The sequence below is a fragment of the Kribbella monticola genome (assembly GCF_003261635.1).
In the GTDB taxonomy this organism is placed as follows: Bacteria; Actinomycetota; Actinomycetes; order Propionibacteriales; family Kribbellaceae; genus Kribbella; species Kribbella monticola.
In genome coordinates this window covers 127,321-143,263 of the sequence record NZ_QFXK01000026.1, presented here as the reverse complement: position 1 = coordinate 143,263, position 15,943 = coordinate 127,321, and the positions used below count along the sequence as shown (strand labels likewise).

At 67.4% G+C, this 15,943-nt stretch carries 16 protein-coding genes, 3 tRNA genes and 1 riboswitch; of the genes, 8 read left to right on the top strand and 11 right to left on the bottom strand.

Annotation, left to right across the window (positions count from 1 at the left end):
- The first annotated feature begins 374 nt into the window (after nucleotides 1-374).
- Both DIZ26_RS11075 and DIZ26_RS11070 read left to right on the top strand, forming a co-directional pair.
- Nucleotides 375-941: an ArsR/SmtB family transcription factor gene (locus tag DIZ26_RS11075; RefSeq protein ID WP_112240045.1), complete on the top strand. Its 567-nt coding sequence runs from the start codon at nucleotides 375-377 to the stop codon at nucleotides 939-941.
- On the top strand, nucleotides 938-2,173 hold the full coding sequence (locus DIZ26_RS11070) for an MFS transporter (RefSeq protein ID WP_112240043.1): 1,236 nt from the start codon (nucleotides 938-940) through the stop codon (nucleotides 2,171-2,173). Before DIZ26_RS11075 ends, DIZ26_RS11070 begins: the two co-directional genes overlap by 4 nt.
- A gap of 5 nt (nucleotides 2,174-2,178) precedes the next feature.
- On the opposite strand, the gene DIZ26_RS11065 is transcribed toward DIZ26_RS11070, so the two are convergent.
- Nucleotides 2,179-2,655, bottom strand: coding sequence for a GbsR/MarR family transcriptional regulator (locus tag DIZ26_RS11065; protein WP_112240041.1), 477 nt, complete (start codon nucleotides 2,653-2,655; stop codon nucleotides 2,179-2,181).
- Between the two features lie 62 nt (nucleotides 2,656-2,717).
- Between DIZ26_RS11065 and DIZ26_RS11060 the strand changes: the two genes are divergently transcribed.
- A complete protein-coding gene (locus tag DIZ26_RS11060; RefSeq protein ID WP_112240039.1) occupies nucleotides 2,718-4,262 on the top strand; it encodes a DHA2 family efflux MFS transporter permease subunit in 1,545 nt (514 codons plus the stop codon).
- A 54-nt stretch (nucleotides 4,263-4,316) separates the two neighbouring features.
- Here DIZ26_RS11060 and DIZ26_RS11055 read toward each other — a convergent pair whose 3' ends face one another.
- Together DIZ26_RS11055 and DIZ26_RS11050 are read right to left on the bottom strand one after the other, a co-directional pair.
- Nucleotides 4,317-5,807: a glycine hydroxymethyltransferase gene (locus tag DIZ26_RS11055; protein ID WP_255513790.1), complete on the bottom strand. Its 1,491-nt coding sequence runs from the start codon at nucleotides 5,805-5,807 to the stop codon at nucleotides 4,317-4,319.
- Nucleotides 5,795-5,877, bottom strand: a riboswitch (ZMP/ZTP riboswitch). It overlaps the preceding gene by 13 nt.
- A gap of 26 nt (nucleotides 5,878-5,903) precedes the next feature.
- Nucleotides 5,904-7,529 (bottom strand): acyl-CoA dehydrogenase family protein, encoded by a 1,626-nt coding sequence (locus DIZ26_RS11050; protein WP_112240038.1) that lies wholly within the window; start codon nucleotides 7,527-7,529, stop codon nucleotides 5,904-5,906.
- An 18-nt stretch (nucleotides 7,530-7,547) separates the two neighbouring features.
- Here DIZ26_RS11050 and DIZ26_RS11045 point away from each other — a divergent pair, with 18 nt between their 5' ends.
- The 3 genes from DIZ26_RS11045 to DIZ26_RS11035 all read left to right on the top strand — a co-directional run bounded on the left by DIZ26_RS11045 (nucleotide 7,548) and on the right by DIZ26_RS11035 (nucleotide 10,812).
- Complete coding sequence (locus tag DIZ26_RS11045) at nucleotides 7,548-8,822, top strand: YihY/virulence factor BrkB family protein (RefSeq protein ID WP_112240036.1); 1,275 nt, start codon at nucleotides 7,548-7,550, stop codon at nucleotides 8,820-8,822.
- Nucleotides 8,823-8,973: 151 nt separating this feature from the next.
- Nucleotides 8,974-10,059 (top strand): ribosome small subunit-dependent GTPase A, encoded by a 1,086-nt coding sequence (gene rsgA, locus DIZ26_RS11040; protein ID WP_232828254.1) that lies wholly within the window; start codon nucleotides 8,974-8,976, stop codon nucleotides 10,057-10,059.
- Nucleotides 10,060-10,068: 9 nt separating this feature from the next.
- Entirely contained in the window at nucleotides 10,069-10,812 is a 744-nt protein-coding gene (locus tag DIZ26_RS11035; RefSeq protein ID WP_112240034.1) for an SDR family NAD(P)-dependent oxidoreductase, read from the top strand.
- 17 nt (nucleotides 10,813-10,829) lie between these two features.
- Here DIZ26_RS11035 and DIZ26_RS11030 read toward each other — a convergent pair whose 3' ends face one another.
- The 7 genes from DIZ26_RS11030 to DIZ26_RS11000 all read right to left on the bottom strand — a co-directional run bounded on the left by DIZ26_RS11030 (nucleotide 10,830) and on the right by DIZ26_RS11000 (nucleotide 13,492).
- Nucleotides 10,830-11,111 carry a putative quinol monooxygenase gene (locus tag DIZ26_RS11030; protein ID WP_112240031.1) on the bottom strand — a complete coding sequence of 94 codons (282 nt, stop codon included), beginning with the start codon at nucleotides 11,109-11,111 and terminating at the stop codon, nucleotides 10,830-10,832.
- Nucleotides 11,111-11,572, bottom strand: a complete 462-nt coding sequence (locus DIZ26_RS11025) for an SRPBCC domain-containing protein (protein WP_112240029.1) — start codon at nucleotides 11,570-11,572, stop codon at nucleotides 11,111-11,113. The genes DIZ26_RS11030 and DIZ26_RS11025 overlap by 1 nt, the downstream gene beginning before the upstream one ends.
- Entirely contained in the window at nucleotides 11,569-11,910 is a 342-nt protein-coding gene (locus DIZ26_RS11020; protein ID WP_112240027.1) for an ArsR/SmtB family transcription factor, read from the bottom strand. Before DIZ26_RS11020 ends, DIZ26_RS11025 begins: the two co-directional genes overlap by 4 nt.
- Before the next feature lie 283 nt (nucleotides 11,911-12,193).
- Nucleotides 12,194-12,265: transfer RNA gene (locus DIZ26_RS11015), tRNA-Val, on the bottom strand.
- 28 nt (nucleotides 12,266-12,293) lie between these two features.
- Nucleotides 12,294-12,364 (bottom strand) — tRNA-Cys (locus tag DIZ26_RS11010).
- A gap of 42 nt (nucleotides 12,365-12,406) precedes the next feature.
- Nucleotides 12,407-12,479: transfer RNA gene (locus tag DIZ26_RS11005), tRNA-Gly, on the bottom strand.
- A 143-nt stretch (nucleotides 12,480-12,622) separates the two neighbouring features.
- Nucleotides 12,623-13,492, bottom strand: coding sequence for a sigma-70 family RNA polymerase sigma factor (locus DIZ26_RS11000; RefSeq protein WP_112240025.1), 870 nt, complete (start codon nucleotides 13,490-13,492; stop codon nucleotides 12,623-12,625).
- Nucleotides 13,493-13,589: 97 nt separating this feature from the next.
- Between DIZ26_RS11000 and DIZ26_RS10995 the strand changes: the two genes are divergently transcribed.
- Both DIZ26_RS10995 and DIZ26_RS10990 read left to right on the top strand, forming a co-directional pair.
- The gene (locus DIZ26_RS10995) at nucleotides 13,590-14,042 is read left to right on the top strand and encodes a pyridoxamine 5'-phosphate oxidase family protein (protein ID WP_198676037.1); all 453 of its coding nucleotides are present in this window, start codon (nucleotides 13,590-13,592) and stop codon (nucleotides 14,040-14,042) included.
- 11 nt (nucleotides 14,043-14,053) lie between these two features.
- Complete coding sequence (locus tag DIZ26_RS10990) at nucleotides 14,054-14,686, top strand: DUF2461 family protein (RefSeq protein ID WP_112240021.1); 633 nt, start codon at nucleotides 14,054-14,056, stop codon at nucleotides 14,684-14,686.
- 69 nt (nucleotides 14,687-14,755) lie between these two features.
- Here DIZ26_RS10990 and DIZ26_RS10985 read toward each other — a convergent pair whose 3' ends face one another.
- Entirely contained in the window at nucleotides 14,756-15,901 is a 1,146-nt protein-coding gene (locus tag DIZ26_RS10985) for an epoxide hydrolase family protein (RefSeq protein WP_112240019.1), read from the bottom strand.
- Between the last annotated feature and the right edge of the window lie 42 nt (nucleotides 15,902-15,943).

Below are 15,943 nucleotides of genomic sequence, written 5' to 3'. Positions count from 1 at the left end.
GTCCCGCGCGAGGCGAGCTCGAAGCGTCGTCGATTCGATTCGGGTCTGCGCGGTGCGCACCCAGCGGTGATCAGAGATCGGGGGCCATCAGCTGGCCCGCAGGGTGGCTGTCAGAACATCGAAGGACAACAGATGGCGCTGCGCATCCGCCCGAGGTCGACGTGAATCCGACCTACGAGATGAGTGGACTGGGCAGCGAGCATGGTGATAAGCCTCAGCGTCGCGCCCCGGTAAATCAACTCCCATTCCTGCATCGTGAGACGCGATCTCACCAGCTGGATAAGTCTATCGCAGCGGTCGAGATTGATTCGCGCTCGAAATGTGTTCCACAAGAACTCTTGCGCAAGAATTCTTGTGGAAAGTAGTCTCGCGGTATGAGTCCTGCGAACCGCCGTTCGGCCGATGCGACCGTCATCGCTGCGATCCATCACCCACTCCGCCGCCGGCTGATCGACCTGCTCGGGGTCGACGGCCCGGCCACCGCTTCGCGACTGGCCGAGTCGACCGGGGAACTGGTCGGAAACATCAGTCACCACCTCAAGGTTCTCGCTGCGGCAGGTGTGATCGAGGAGGCGCCCGAGCTGGCCAAGAACCGTCGGGAGCGCTGGTGGCGCAGCGCGAAGGCGTCGTACTCGTGGTCGATCGCCGACGCCGGTGGTGACCCGGCCGGCGAGCTGGTCGCGGCGACGGCCGAGGAGGCGAATCTCGGCCATCACGTCGCCAAAGTCCGCCAATGGTTCGACCGGCGGACCGGGTACGACGAGGCCTGGGTGCGCGCCGCGTTCGCGACCGAGAGTTGGGTCACATTGACACCCGAGCGACTCGCCGAGCTCGGTGCGCGGATCAGCGAAGTGATCCAGGAGTACTACGACACGCCGGATTCCGGACCGGGTGTGCAGTCCGCGTTCGTCTTCGCCCACGGCGTACCGGCCCGGCCATGAGCGGGGAAGGCGTGACCACTTCGGAGCAGGATGCGGGGGTGGTGGTCTTTCCGCCGTTGTCCCGCGATAGGCGGGTGCAGGGATGGATCTTCTCCGCGGCCGTCTCGCAGATCGGCGACGTCGCTTGGTACATCGGACTCGCGTGGAGCGCGGCCCAGGTGACGACGCCCGCCGGCGCCGGCCTCGTGATGGGGATCGGCGCCCTGCCGAAGGCCCTCACCCTCCTGTACGGCGGTGCGCTGGCCGACCGGATCGACGCGCGCCGGACGATGATCGTGGCCAACCTCGGCCGCATCGTCGTGCTGTCCCTCGCGGCCGCGTTCATCGGGATCTGGGGTGTCTCGCTTCCGCTGCTGCTCGTGGTGGCGGTCGTGTTCGGGGCCGTGGACGCGATCTACGGGCCGGCGGCCGGCACCTTGCCGCGCCGGATGGTGCAGCGCGACGACCTCGTGAAACTTGCCGCAGGCAACCAGTTGGCGAACCGGCTCGCCGTGTTCGTCGGTGCGCCGCTCGGCGGTGTCGTGGTGGCTCATGGCGGGCTGGCGTCGGTGATGATCGTGGACGCGGTGTCGTTCGCGGTGATCGCGGTCGCGCTGGCTTTTGTGGTGAAGCCGCGCTTGCCTCAGCCGGCGTCGTCGGGCGCTTCGGTGCTCGTCGACCTGCGCGAGGGGTTCGGCTATCTGCGCCGGTCGGTGTCGGCGCGCACGTTGGTGATCGCGTTCTTCGGGCTGAACCTGTGCGTCGGGCCGGTGCTTGCGGTCGGTTTGGTGCAGCGCACGCACGGGGCAGGCTGGGGAGCCGGATCGCTCGGGTTGTTCCAGGCCTGCTCTGGGATCGCCGCCGCTGTGGGCGCGCTGCTGGCGATGCGGTGGAAGCCGCGGAATCTGGCGCGGAGCGGATTGCTGGTGCTGATCCTGCAGGCGGCCGGGTGTGCGGCGATCGGCGTCGTACCGCGCGGCGGGGTGTTCGCGGCGATGGCGGCCATCGGGTTCACGGCCGGACTCGCGTCGGCGCAGTTGTCGGCCGCTTTCCAGCAGACGATCGAACCGGCGTATCTGGGCCGGACGAGCAGCATCACGAGCCTGTCGGACGAGGCCTTGATGCCGGTGGCAATGACCGCCTTCGGCTTCCTGATCTCGGCAACCTCGGTCGGCGTTGCCTGCCTGGCGATCGGCGTGGCCTTCGCCGTACTGATGCTGTGGTCGGCGGCCCGGATGAACGCGGCCGACTGACGCGGCTATGGCGTCGGCGGGTGCTCGGCTCGCCAGTTCTTGATCATCCGGTCCAGGTCGTCGCGGATGAAGTTGAAGAAGTCGGCGGCTTCGCCGAGGCGGCGGCCGACGTCGGTGTCGGGGCCGAACAGGTCGGCGCCGGAGCGGGTGCTGGCCTCCCAGTCGCCGAGCGCGTTGTTGCGGCGCTCCAGCATGGCGGCGAAGACGTCGTCGCGGATGCGGTAGTGGTCCTTGCGCGATCCGGGGATCCGCTCGCGGGAGATGAAGGCGACCTGGATGAGTTGCCGGACCGCGCCGGAGACCGCAGGCTGGCTGATCTGCAGTGATTCGGCGAGCTCGGCGGCGGTCATCGTGCCGGTCGGGCTGACCAGCATCCGGCCCATCACCCGCGCCGACATGAACGGGACGCCGCTGTTGGCCATCACGCTCGCGAAGCGTTCGACGAACTGGCTGACCGCTTCCGGCGACGGTTCCTGGCGCATGCGAGAACAGTACCGGAGTCATATCTATCGCAACTATCACAGACTTCTGATAATTTCGATTCATGACCACTTCAACCGAAGTCGACGCACCGACACTCACTGGCGGCCGCCGGTTCGGCGTCCTGATCGCGCTCTGCCTGGCAACGCTCGTGCTCGGGCTCGACACCACCGTGCTGAACGTCGCCCTGCCCACGCTGGCCGGCGATCTCGACGCCTCCACGAGCCAGCTGCAGTGGATGGCGAACTCGTACAACCTGGTCCTGGCCGCGTTGCTACTCCCGGCCGGCCTGCTCGGCGACCGCTACGGGCGACGCAAGATCATGACGATCGCGCTGACGTTGTTCGGCGCTGCCTCGCTGGCCTGCGGGCTGTCCGACTCGGCCGGCACTCTCATCGCGTCCCGGGCCGCGCTCGGAATCGGAGCCGCGATGGTCGTACCGGTTGCGCTCTCCCTGATCACCGTGCTGTTCCGGACCAAGGAGGAACGGAAGAAGGCGATCGGATTCTTCGTCGTGGCCAACAGCATCGGGATGCCGCTCGGTCCGATCGTTGGCGGTTTGCTGCTCGACCACGCGGGCTGGCAGTGGATCTTTTTCATGAACGTCCCGATCGCGCTGATCGCGGCCCTCGCCGTCAGCCTGCTGATCCCAGAATCGCGCAGCACGTCCCGGCCGGGCATCGACTGGCTCGGGATCGCGCTCTCCAGCGCCGGCCTCGCAGCTCTCGTGTACGGCGTGACGAAGGCCGGCGAGAAGTCGTGGACCGACAGCACCACGCTGATCTTCCTGGCTGCCGCGGTGGTGCTCCTCGGTGCGTTCATCGCCTGGCAACGTCGACCCGCCGGCACGCTGATCGAGCTGAAGCTGTTCAGAGAGAAGGTGTTCACCGGCAGCGCAGTACTGATCACGGTGTCGGTGTTCGCGATCTTCGGCCTGCTGTTCACGATTCCGCAGTACTTCCAGGGCATCGATGGGTCCGATGCGCTGCACACCGGGCTGAAGTTGCTGCCGTTCATCGGCGGGATGGCCGTCGGCGCCAAGATCGCGCAGCCGCTCGAGACCAAGGTCGGAACCCGGGTGCTGGTGATGGTCGGGTTTCTGGTGATGGCTGTCGGCTTCGTGCTGGGCGCGTTCACCGACCTGGACACCGGCTACGGCTACACCGCGCTCTGGATCGTGATCGTCGGGCTGGGCCTCGGCTGTTCGATGCCGCAGGCAATGAATGCGGGTCTCGGCGTACTCGACCCTGATCGGGCCGGCACGGGATCCGCGCTGCTGCAGGCGTTTCGCCAGGTCGGCGGTACGGTCGGCGTCGCTGTACTGGGGACGGTTCTGAACTCGGTCTACCGGTCGCACGTCGACACAGGCGGCCTGCCGACGCAAGCCGCGGACGCGGTCGAGAAGGGTGTCGGGCCCGGGCTCGCGGTCGCGGCGAAGACCGGGTCGGCGGAGTTGCTCGCGTCCGTGCGGGATGCGTTCATGACCAGCTTGAACACGACGATGTGGGTATCGGCCGGTATCGGGATCGCGGGCGCAGTACTGGCTGCTCTGTTGATGCCGAAGCGTGCGGCGAAGGCTGCCGACGATGCTCTGATCGGCATGTCCTGATGACAAACAGCAGCGCCCGCACCAGCTTCAGCCGGTGCGGGCGCTGTCGTCAGGTCAGCTGAGTTCGAGACCCGGGTAGAGCGGGTGCTTGTCGAGCAGTTCCGCCGAGGCCGCGCGGACCTTGTCGGCGACGCCGTCGGCCAGCACGTACTTCGCCTTCGAGGGCGCTCCGGCCGACGTCGTGGTCGGCGTGACGCTGGAGAGCACGTCGACCATCAGCTCGGCGACCCGGTCGAACTCGTCCAGGCCGAATCCGCGGGTGGTGAGCGCCGGCGTACCGATCCGGACGCCGGAGGTGTACCAGGCGCCGTTGGGATCGCGCGGGACCGCGTTCCGGTTGGTCACGATGCCGGCATCGAGCAGCGCCGACTCGGCCTGCCGGCCGGTGATCCCGTACGACGAGACGTCGAGCAGCACCAGGTGGTTCTCGGTGCCGTCCGTGACGAGTTTGACGCCACGCTTCATCAGGCCTTCGGCCAGGCCGACCGCGTTGTCCGCGACGTTCTGCGCGTAGGTCTTGAACTCGGGCTGGCGCGCCTCGGCGAGCGCGACGGCCTTCGCGGCCATCGTCTGGCTGAGCGGGCCGCCGAGCACCATCGGGCAACCACGGTCGACCGCGTCGGCGTACTCCGGCTGGCAGAGCACCATGCCGCCGCGGGGACCGCGCAGCGACTTGTGAGTGGTGGTCGTGGTGACGTGCGCGTGCGGGACCGGGTCGAAGTCGCCGGTGAAGACCTTGCCGGCGACGAGTCCGGCGAAGTGGGCCATGTCGACCATCAAGGTGGCGCCGACCTCGTCGGCGATCTCGCGCATCTTGGCGAAATCGACCTTGCGCGGGTACGCCGAGTAGCCGGCGATCAGGATCAGCGGCTTGAACTCGCGGGCGGTCGCGGCGACCTTGTCGTAGTCGAGCAGCCCGGTCTCCGGGTCGGTGCCGTACGAGCTCTGGTGGAACATCTTGCCGGAGATGTTCGGCCGGAAGCCGTGCGTCAGGTGGCCCCCCGCGTCCAGCGACATGCCGAGCATCTTCTGGTCGCCGAGCGCCTTGCGCAGCTTGGCCCAGTCCTCGTCGGACAGGTCGTTGACGTGCTTCGCGCCGGCCTCGGCCAGGGCCGGGGACTCGATCCGGTTGGCCAGGATCGCCCAGAAGGCGACCAGGTTGGCGTCGATGCCGGAGTGCGGCTGGACGTAGGCGTGTGGCGCGTCGAAGAGCGCTTTCGCGTGATCCGCGGCGGCCTGCTCGACGGTGTCGACGTTCTGGCAGCCGGCGTAGAACCGGTGCCCGATGGTGCCCTCGGCGTACTTGTCGGACAGCCAGTTGCCCATCGTCAGCAGCGTCGCCGGGGAGGCGTAGTTCTCACTCGCGATCAGCTTCAGCGAGGACCGCTGGTCGGCCAGTTCGGCCTTGATCGCGCCGGCGATGGTGGGTTCCACCGCGCCGATCACCGCAAGTGCGTTGTTGTACGCGGCCGACGCGGCAGCGGCGTCGAAGGGTTGAGTCATCTTCGTCTCTCTCCTGAGGTTGCACTCGGTCGCGGCACCCAGGCGCACGGTGCCGGCGTCTTTTCGCTCCCCGGTGGTCGATCCCACCTCAGCGCCAGTCGCGACGTCGGTAACCCTAGCGTGTAGGCGGCCGAGTGTTTACAGGACGCGGTCGAGGATCGGGACGAACGGAGTGGTTCGGGGGAGCGTGCCGAAGACGCCGGCCCAGTCGCCCGCCAGGCGGGACGCCACAAAGGCGTCGGCGACTTCGGGTGTGGAGTTGCGGACGAGGAGGGATGCCTGCAGGCAGACGGCCATCCGCGCGGCCAGGCGGCGCGCGCCTGCTTCGGCGTTCTCGAGATCAGAGAGCGCTTCCAGTACGTCGGTGACGGCCGCGTCGAGGCGGTGGTCGGCTCCCCGGGCGAGACCGACCTCGGTGAGCCACGCTTCGAGCGACTCGGGGCGCCGGAGCGCCCGGAGTACGTCGAGGGCGTTGACTGTGCCGGAGCCTTCCCAGATCGAGTTCAGCGGGGACTCGCGGAACAGCAGCGGCAGACCGGACTCCTCGACGTAACCGTTGCCGCCGAGGCATTCGAGCGCCTCCGCGACCGTGAACGAGGTCCGCTTGCAGACCCAGAACTTGGCCAGTGGGAGCGCGATCCGGCGGAACGCGGCCGCCTGCTCGTCACCGCCGATCGAGGCGTCCACAGCGGCGGCGAGACGCATCGAGAGAGCGGTTGCTGCTTCGCTCTCGACGGCGAGATCCGCGAGCACGTTCTGCATCGCCGGCTTGTCCCGGAGCAGCCCGCCGAAGGCACTCCGGTACGACGTGTGCCAGGTCGCCTCGACCAGCGCGCGTCGCATCAACGCGGCCGAACCCAGGACGCAGTCGAGCCGGGTGGCGGCGACCATCTCGATGATCGTCCGCACGCCGGCGCCCTCGTCGCCGAGGCGGTAACCGATCGTGTTGTGGAACTCGACCTCGCTGGACGCGTTCGACCGGTTGCCGAGCTTGTCCTTCAGGCGCTGCAGGGCAAACGTGTTCCGGTTGCCGTCGGCAAGGACGCGCGGTACGACGAAGCAGGTCAGGCCTTCCGGCGCCTGGGCGAGGACGAGGAACACGTCCACCTGCGGGGCCGAGCAGAACCACTTGTGCCCGTTCAGCAGGTATTCGGCCCCGCTTCCCGACGGCGTCGCCGTGGTCAGGTTCGCGCGGACGTCGGAGCCGCCCTGCTTCTCGGTCATCCCCATCCCGGCCAGCACGCCCGCCTTGTCGGCGGACCTCAGCCGGCGCGGGTCGTACGTAGTACTGGACAGTCCTGGCACCCATTCGGCGGCGAGATCGGGATTCGCTTTGAGAGCTGGTACTGCGGCGTAGGTCATCGAGATCGGGCAGCCGTGGCCGGGCTCGACCTGGGACCAGACGTAGAAGCCGGCTGCGCGGGTGAGATGTGGTGCCGGGCGTTCGCTGGTCCACGGCGCGGCCTGGAGTCCGAAGCCGACGGCCTTTTCCATCAGCCAGTGCCAGGACGGATGGAACTCGACCTCGTCGATGCGGTTCCCGTACCGGTCGTGGGTGCGCAGGACCGGGGAGTTCTGATTCGCCGGGAGAGCATGAGAGAGCGCTTCCTGCGTTCCCGCGAGTTCACCGATCTCGGTCAGTCCGGGATCAGCGGAAAGGTCGGCGTACGGACGCAGAGCGTCACCGAGACCGGTGTCCGACGTGAAGAAGTTCACCCCCTGGAGTGGGGGAGCCTGATTCGTTACAGCGTTTGGGTCCGCCATGTCAGTACGGTAAGCGGTATGGCACGCTCTGGGTCCGAGACCTCCGTCTCATTCGCATGGGCCCGACGAATTCCCGCGACGACCTGGAAGCTGATCACCCAGACCGTCGGCACTTGTTTGCGCTACCGGGTCACGGGTCTCGCGGCGGAGGCCGCCTTCTTCGCCATCCTCTCGCTGCCGCCGCTGATCTTCGGGCTGGCCGGAAGTATCGGCTTCATCGCCGGCAAGTACTTCGAGGTCGAGACGATCGACAGCATCAAGGTCCAGATCGCCGAACTGGCCAGCCGCGCGCTGACCGCGGACTCGATCAATTCCGTCATCGTGCCGACGATCGACAAGGTCCTCGATGGCGGCCGGCCGGACGTGATCTCGATCGGGTTCGTGCTGTCCCTGTGGTCGGGCAGCCGCGCGCTGAACGTCTTCGTCGACACGATCACGATCATGTACGGGATGGGCGGCAAGCGCGGCATCATCCGCACCCGCGCCCTGTCGTTCAGCCTGTACTGCGGGGCGCTCGTGATCGGCGTGATCGTGCTGCCGCTGGTGCTGGCCGGACCGAACGCGGTCGACGCGCTGCTGCCGCAGAAGGTCGACTTCCTCAACCAGTTGTACTGGCCGGTCGTGACGATTCTGTCGGCGGGCTTCCTGAACACGCTGTTCCACCTGTCGGTGCCGGTCCGGACGCCGTGGATGTCGGACCTGCCGGGATCGTTCCTGACGTTGTCGATCTGGATCGTCGGCAGCTTCGTCCTGCGCTGGATTCTCCAGAGCACCGTCGGTGGGACGTCGATCTACGGGCCGCTGGCGGCGCCGATCGCGGTGTTGATGTGGCTTTACATGACAGCGATCGCGGTGTTGATCGGAGCGGCGCTGAACGCGGTGGTCGACCGGCTGTGGCCGCACAAGTCGCGCAAGGAACTGGAGGAGCCGGAAGAGGTTCAGGAGCCGGTGATGAAGGCCGAGCCGGTTCCCCATCACGCGGATGTCGTCGTGCCGGGGGAGCAGCGGCCCGAGGTCAAGATGGCGCGTGCCGTCGAGGCGATGGGCGGAGCGGATCCGGCGGAGCAGGAGGCGGCGGAGGCGGTCCCGGCGAGAAAGCTGCCAGACATCGCCAACGAAGCGCCTGCCGAGGCTGAAGCTCCGGCCCATGCGAAGGAGGTGCTGGCTGAGCGGAAGTCGGCGGCTCTGGCGAGTCCGGGGAAGCCGGCGCCCGTGGTACCGGAGGGTGCTGAACGCGAGCCTGAGCGGGTCGGAAAATCCGGTGCGCAGGCCGACGGCGACGACATACGCTGAGAGCATCGCGACAGTCCGTCATCCGGCGGCAGACAGAGAAGGGAGGCGACCCCGCATGAGCTTCGATCAGGCCCACCGGGCCGTCCACTCCCGCACCGTCCGTCCGCTGAGCTGATCTCGGGGCCGGACCGCTCGAAAGGTTCGTCGCACGATGTCAGCAGAAATCTCCGCAGTACTCCGGTCGCTCGGTCTCGATACGCCGACGGCCGACTACCTCACCGCAGTACCAGGCTTCTCGGAGCTCGCTCCTGGGCGCGTGGCCCGGGTCGACAAAGGCCTGTCCAGCGTCCTCACCGAGGACGGACCAGTTCGGGCCAGTTGGTCCGGTGGTGTGCTTGCCGCGATCGCAGCCGATTCGCAGGCGACACCGTGCACCGGTGACTGGGTCGCGCTGCGACGGTGGCCGGACGACCGCATCACCGTCGAGGCGGTGGCGCCCCGGCATACCGCGATCGTGCGTGCCGAGGTCGGCGGTACGTCGAAGGGCCAGGTGCTGGCCGCCAACGTCGACGTGATCGCCATCGTCGTCGGACTCCACCCCGAGCCGAACATCGGCCGGATCGAACGGTTCCTCGCGCTCGCCTGGGAAAGCGGCGCGCGGCCGGTCGTCGTACTGACCAAGGCAGACCTTGTCATGGACGCGGACTCAGTGGCGGAGGACGTTGCTACTGCAGCGCCGGGCGCCGACGTACTGGTGTGCAGTGCGACCACTGGCGAAGGGCTGGAGGCAGTGCGCGCATTGCTCGACAACAACTCCACGCTGGCGTTGCTAGGCGTCAGTGGCGCAGGTAAGTCGTCACTGGTGAACGCCCTGGCCGGTGTCGAGCTACTGGACGTGCAGGCGATCCGGGAGGACGGCAAGGGCCGGCACACGTCCGTACGGCGTGAGCTCATCGTGCTGCCAGGGGGCGGTGTCGTGATCGATACGCCGGGGCTGCGAGGTGTTGGCCTGCAGGAGTCCGGTGAAGGGCTGGCAGCTGCGTTCCCGGACGTGACCGCTCTAGCGGAGCAGTGTCGGTTCAAGGACTGCGCGCACGTCACGGAGCCTGGCTGCGCAGTACAAGAGGCTCTGGAAGACGGAACGCTGCCTGTGCGGCGATACGAGAGCTGGATGAAGCTGCAGCGAGAGGCGGCGTACATGGCTCGCCGTGCGGACAGCCGGTTGCAGGCAGAGGCTCGGAAGGCCTGGGCTCGGCAGACGAAGGAGTACCGGCGGGACGTGAAGCCTCGCCAGTAGGGTCGAGGCATGAACCGCTCAGTGCTGGTGACCGGGGCATCACGAGGAATCGGAGCGGCGGCGGCTCAGGCCTTCGCTGCGGCAGGGGATCGCGTGGCGGTGCACTATGGCTCGTCACGCTCGGCCGCCGAAGAGGTGCTCGCGAAACTGCCGGGGGACGGGCATGTGCTGGCTCACGCCGACCTCGCGGATCCTGCGCAGATCCTTTCGATGGTCGACGCAGCCGCTGAGGAGTTGGGCAGCATCGACGTACTGGTGAACAACGCCGGGATCTACGCGGCCCACCCGATCCGCGACACGTCGTACGACGAATGGCAGCGCGCATGGTCCGACACCCTCGGGGTGAACCTCGTCGGCGCGGCCAACGTCACGTGGTGCGCCGTACGCCACATGGGTCGCGGCGGCCGAATCGTCAACGTCTCCTCGCGCGGCGCGTTCCGCGGCGAACCGAACCAACCGGCGTACGGCGCGAGCAAAGCGGCACTCGTCTCCTTCAGCCAGTCCCTCGCCCGAGCCCTCGGCCCTGAAGGCATCGCCGTCACCACCATCGCCCCCGGCTGGACCACGACCGACATGGCCGCCGAAGCCCTAGCCGGCGAAGGCTACAACCGCCGCCGCCTGGAAAGCCCCCTGGAACGAGTAGCCACCCCCGACGAGGTAGCCGCCGCCATCCTCTACCTCGCTTCCCCCGAAGCCGAATTCGCCACCGGCACAATCCTCGACTTCAACGGCGCGTCCCACCTCCGCATGTGACCTCCTCGCCGCGGCAGCTACGCCTGGGTGAGATGGAAGACGTCAGGCGGCTGCTGGCACCACTGATCGAACGGGTCGTCGGCGACGGCCTGGAAGATCCGTTCGGCGGAGGCCTCGAACGCTTCCTGACTCTCCCAGAGGGCGAGGCCGACCAGACGGTCGCTGCGCTCGTCTTTCCAGGCACCGATCTGCACGAGGCCTGGGGCACCCTGGGCGGCGGCGTCGACGCGATGCATCGAGGCCAGCAGCTCGTCGCTGTGTTCGGGCTTGGGGTGATGGACGGCAAGGTGAACAAACATCAGCGAGCCTCCAGATAGTCGACATAGAAGCTGAGGAGTTCGGCCCAACCGTGGCCGTATCCTTCGGCCAGGTCCGGGGTGGCCGAGCCGACCCGATCCCAGCCGCCGTGCTCGACGGTCACCCGGGTGCCGGACCCGACGGGCTCGAAACGAACCTCGACATCAGTGCTCTCGGCGTCGCCCCAATCGCCCTGGCGCCAGGTGAACACCAGCCGCTGACCGGGCTCCCAGACCAGCACCCGACCGATCTCGAAACCCTCACCGCTGTCCAGATCGTGCACCTCGATCAGGCGACCGCCGACCTCCGCCTCGAACCGCAACTCCTGGCCGCGTTCAGCATCGTTCCAGTAGCGGGTACCGCGCTTCCACCACGTCCCGATGTCGGCCGTGAACACCGTGAAGGCGGTAACAGGATCCAGCGGCACCTCGACTGCGGCGCTGGCGACTCCGGTTGTACTCATTCACTCAATCCTTTGCTCAGACGTTCGGCGTGCTCCTTGAAAGCGCCGAGCTGATCGGCCCAGAAGGCTTGCACCTGGTCCAGCCAGGCCTGCAGGGCGACAAACGGCTCCGGTCGGAGCCGGTAGATCCGTACCCGGGCGTCCTCGTCCAGGCCGTGCTCATTCACCAGCCCGCCTTGGCGAAGGATGCGCAGATGCCGGCTGACGGCAGGTCCGCTCATGTCGAAAGCTTCCACCAGTTCGCCCGCCCGCCGCGGCCGCTCGCGCAGCAACTCCACGATGCGACGCCGAGTGGGATCGGCCAGAGCCGCCAACGCACCATCAACATCGTTAACCATATCAATAATGTTTAACGAAATGCTTACAGATTGTCAATGGTGTGAGGTCCCCGGTCGCACAGGTTTGTGCGACAAGATCGCAGCCCGCCACGGATCTCCTTGTGGACCGCGATCCGGACGGAAACCGCCAGCCGGCCCGAGAAGCCGAGGGGCGACCTCAGCCGCCACCGGAGGGGGTGCGAGTGGCGAAGCCCCCGCAACGCGCCAAGCGAAGCGCAGGCGCACAAATGACGAAAGCGACCCGTCTGCGCTCTCCGCAGATACAGGCCGCCTATCGCTTTCGTGGACGATACTGGGATCGAACCAGTGACCTCTTCCGTGTCAGGGAAGCGCGCTACCGCTGCGCCAATCGTCCAGGATTCTGTTGTGTAGAAGGTGTTTCGAGGTGGAGACGGGATTCGAACCCGTGTACACGGCTTTGCAGGCCGTTGCCTCGCCTCTCGGCCACTCCACCATAGAGTCTGAGCCTGCGGTGTCGGCCTGCCGGCCAGTTCCGAGCGAACGACCGGGTTCGAACCGGCGACCTCAACCTTGGCAAGGTTGCGCTCTACCAACTGAGCTACGTTCGCATCTCGCGGAGCCGGACGCTGTCCTGCTCGGTGCGAGAGCAGAACAGTAGCGCACTTTTCGCGGAGTTCGAAACTGGGTATCCGGGGTGTCGCGCGAGACGCCGTTCAGTCGGCGAAATGCCACTCAGGTCACACCAGTCCCACTAGCCGTCGAACCTCGCGAGTTCGACCTCGCGCAGGTAGCCGGCGTCGCCGAGCAGCTCGATCTCGGTGATCCGATCGGCGTCGAAGGTGAACCTGAAGACCACCTGCGGTTCGCCGCGGTATGTCCAGACCGCACCGGCGACCCCGTCGACGAGAGCGACTCTCGCGGCGGCCGCGCGCCCGGAGAAGTTCGCGGCAACGGCTGCTGCGCCGCGCACGAGCCGGGCTGCACCCTTGTCGGCCGCGGCACCATCGGCACGCAGAACGACGCCTGGATCGAGCATCTCCAACAAGGCCTGGAAGTCGCCGTCGCGGGATGCGGCGAGGAAGGCGGTGACGAGCTCGCGCTGCCTGTGCGCGTCCGTGTCGAGCAGCTCGGGTCGGCCCTGAACCCGTCGCCGCCCGCGACTCGCGAGCTGGCGCGCGGCGCCGGAAGAACGGCCGACGATCGGCGCGATGTCCTCATACGGCACTGCGAACATGTCGTGCAGCACGAAGGCCAGTCGCTCGGCGGGAGTGAGCGTCTCGAGTACTACGACCAGCGCGAGCCCGACCGATTCGGCTTGGACGGCTTCGACTTCGGGATCCGGTCCTCCGGAGTCGGCGAGCACGGGGGAGTGCGCTTCCACGGGCTGCTCGGGCCGGCCGCGACGAAGACGCAGTACGTCGAGGCAGATCCGCCCCACGACTGTGGTCAGCCAGCCACCGAGGTTGTCGATCTCACCGGCGTCGGAGCGGCTGAGCCGGATCCACGCTTCCTGGACAGCGTCCTCGGCCTCCTGCGGCGATCCCAGGATCCGCACCGCCACGGTCCGGAGGTGATCGCGTTTCTCCTCGAACCGTGCCGCGAGCCAATCGTCCTCAGTCATGGGAACCACTCCATCTGTCACACTTTCCAGCCGAGCTCCGTCGTCGGGTTGACGTAGCGAGCTGCTGCGATGTGACAGGTAGATGAGGAGACGCGAAGTGACCGAGCCGGCCCGGAGCCCCGAAGTACGCAAGCAGCACGCGGTGAAGCGTCTCGAGGAGGACATCGATGCCTGGGTGTCGACCAGCTCAGCCGACGGTACGCCGTACTTGATGCCGCTCTCGTTCCTTTGGGACGGCGAGACGCTCCTCTTCTCGACGGCCGCGTCGAATCCCACCAGCCTCAACCTCCAGGCGACCGGCCGTGCTCACGTCGCGCTCGATCACACCCGCGACGTCGTGATCTTCACAGCCACGGTCGAAACACTCCGCGCGGAGGAGCTGCCTCCCGGAGCCGCGGACGCCTTCGCCGCCAAGATCGGCTTCGATCCCCGCGACGCCGGGGCCCTCTACCTCTACTTCCGCTTCACCCCGGAGACACTCCAGTCCTGGCGAGAGGCCAACGAACTCACCGGCCGGACGCTCATGCGCGACGGCACCTGGCTCGTCTAGGCGGACCTGTCGTGCCCGGTGAATTCCAGGGGTGGCCGCGAGGCGCCTTCGATGTGCTGCTCCAGTTGGAGGGCGAGCCTTCCGTCGAGGTCAGGCGGCGATGGCGGCGAGATCGGGAGGAGCTCGTACGCCGTCCCATGCTCGAGCTGCTCGACGCGCTGGCGGAGGCGGATCCGGCGTACGAGGACTTCGCTGTCTGGCGCTACGGCGAGGTTCTGCTGGAGGCGTGGCAGCGGCAGAGCGCGATCGTCCGGCTGGCACGGAATGTCGAGCTGGGTGTCCGGTTCGACCTCGACGGTCTGGAGGTCGGCCTGGCCTGGTGGTACGCGCCGCCGGAACAGATCGAGCGGTACCGAGCGGCGGTGGGGGATCCCGGCACTGGGCAGCGGCTGACGGCGCTCATCCGCAAGCTCGAGCGGGAGGGCTTCGTGATTTCGGGCGACCAGCTGAAGCGGCCGCTGCGAGGTTACCCGGTAGATCATCCGCGGGCGGAGCTTCTGAGACATCGCTCTCTCATCGCATCCCGGCCGCTCGGTTGCGACGACTGGATCCACACTGCCGCAGCGGCTGACCGGGTGGCCTCCGCGTTCACGCTGCTACGCCCGCTGGCCCGCTGGCTGGTCGGAAACGTCGCCCGACCCTGACGATCCCCTTGAGACGCAGGCTCAACCGGCGAGCTTGGCGCACCGCCAGTTGAGCCTGGGTCTAGACATCTAGTGCTCCGACACCTTGCTGAAGAAGCCCTGCAGATCTTGGATCAGGAGGTCCGGTGCGTCCTGGGTGGCCCAGTGGCTGCCGCGGTCGTACTCGTTCCAGGACACGATGTTGCTGTGATCGCGCTCGGCGAATCGGCGCAGTGGCCGGAAGTCGAAGGCGAAGCTCGAGAGCCCGGTCGGGGCTGTGGTCGGTGTCGTCGGGTGGTCGGCGTGGTGGTCTTCGTAGTAGAAGCGGGCCGAGGACGCGCCGGTGTTGGTGAGCCAGTAGATGGTTGCGTTGGTCAGCACGTGCTCGTCGCTGGTGCCGCCCAGCAACTGGGCGATCCAGGCCAGTTGGCCTGACGGGGAATCGGCCAGGGCGTGAGCGAGCGTCTGCGGCTGCGTCTCCTGCAGCTTCGCGTACGCCGACATATTGTCCTGGAAGCTCTGCAGGAACCGCACATATCCGAGTTCGTCCTCGGACAGGTCGGCGAGGTCGGCCGGGTCGCCGGACGAGAACGAGAACAGCTGGGTGACGTGCACCCCGATCACGTGCTCGGGGTCGATGCGACCGAGTTCGGGTGCGACGTACGCGCCGGCATCGTTGCCGTGGGCCCCATATTTTTCGTAGCCGAGCCGGCGCATCAGTTCGGCCCAGGCGCGCGCGGTGCGGTACCTGTTCCAGCCCTGGTCCGCCGTCGGGCCGGAGAAACCGAAGCCGGGCAGTGACGGGATCACCAGATGGAAGGCCTGCCCCTCGGTGGGCGCGGTCAGCGGTTCGATCAGGCCGAGGAACTCGACCACGCTGTTGGGCCAGCCGTGGGTCAGCAGCAGCGGAATCGCGTTCGGGTCGGCGGACCGCACGTGCAGAAAGTGGATCTGCTGGCCGTCGATCTCGGTGACGAACTGCGGATACTCATTCAGCCGCGCTTCCCAGGCACGCCAGTCGTACGTCGTCCGCCACGCCTCGACGAGCCGCTGCACGTAGCCGACCGGTACGCCGTACTCCCATCCCGGCGGCACCGGACCGGTCTGTACTGCGCCCTCGGTCTGCAGCGGCAGCTCGTTGGCCCAGCGGGTTCGCTCCAGCCGGCCCTGGAGGTCGTCGAGGTCGGCTTGCGGGATGTCGATCCGGAACGGGTGAATCTCGGTGTTTGTCGTCATACCCAGAACACTATTTGCCCATTAGGCGAGCTAGCTTCCTAA

What these genes read in the sequence shown, in the direction of transcription:
- DIZ26_RS11075 (WP_112240045.1), top strand. Translation starts at nt 375, where the DNA reads ATGAGTCCTGCGAACCGCCGTTCGGCCGATGCGACCGTCATCGCTGCG.
- DIZ26_RS11070 (WP_112240043.1), top strand. Translation starts at nt 938, where the DNA reads ATGAGCGGGGAAGGCGTGACCACTTCGGAGCAGGATGCGGGGGTGGTG.
- DIZ26_RS11065 (WP_112240041.1), bottom strand. Translation starts at nt 2,655, where the DNA reads ATGCGCCAGGAACCGTCGCCGGAAGCGGTCAGCCAGTTCGTCGAACGC.
- DIZ26_RS11060 (WP_112240039.1), top strand. Translation starts at nt 2,718, where the DNA reads ATGACCACTTCAACCGAAGTCGACGCACCGACACTCACTGGCGGCCGC.
- DIZ26_RS11050 (WP_112240038.1), bottom strand. Translation starts at nt 7,529, where the DNA reads ATGGCGGACCCAAACGCTGTAACGAATCAGGCTCCCCCACTCCAGGGG.
- DIZ26_RS11045 (WP_112240036.1), top strand. Translation starts at nt 7,548, where the DNA reads ATGGCACGCTCTGGGTCCGAGACCTCCGTCTCATTCGCATGGGCCCGA.
- rsgA (WP_232828254.1), top strand. Translation starts at nt 8,974, where the DNA reads ATGTCAGCAGAAATCTCCGCAGTACTCCGGTCGCTCGGTCTCGATACG.
- DIZ26_RS11035 (WP_112240034.1), top strand. Translation starts at nt 10,069, where the DNA reads ATGAACCGCTCAGTGCTGGTGACCGGGGCATCACGAGGAATCGGAGCG.
- DIZ26_RS11030 (WP_112240031.1), bottom strand. Translation starts at nt 11,111, where the DNA reads ATGTTTGTTCACCTTGCCGTCCATCACCCCAAGCCCGAACACAGCGAC.
- DIZ26_RS11025 (WP_112240029.1), bottom strand. Translation starts at nt 11,572, where the DNA reads ATGAGTACAACCGGAGTCGCCAGCGCCGCAGTCGAGGTGCCGCTGGAT.
- DIZ26_RS11020 (WP_112240027.1), bottom strand. Translation starts at nt 11,910, where the DNA reads ATGGTTAACGATGTTGATGGTGCGTTGGCGGCTCTGGCCGATCCCACT.
- DIZ26_RS11000 (WP_112240025.1), bottom strand. Translation starts at nt 13,492, where the DNA reads ATGACTGAGGACGATTGGCTCGCGGCACGGTTCGAGGAGAAACGCGAT.
- DIZ26_RS10985 (WP_112240019.1), bottom strand. Translation starts at nt 15,901, where the DNA reads ATGACGACAAACACCGAGATTCACCCGTTCCGGATCGACATCCCGCAA.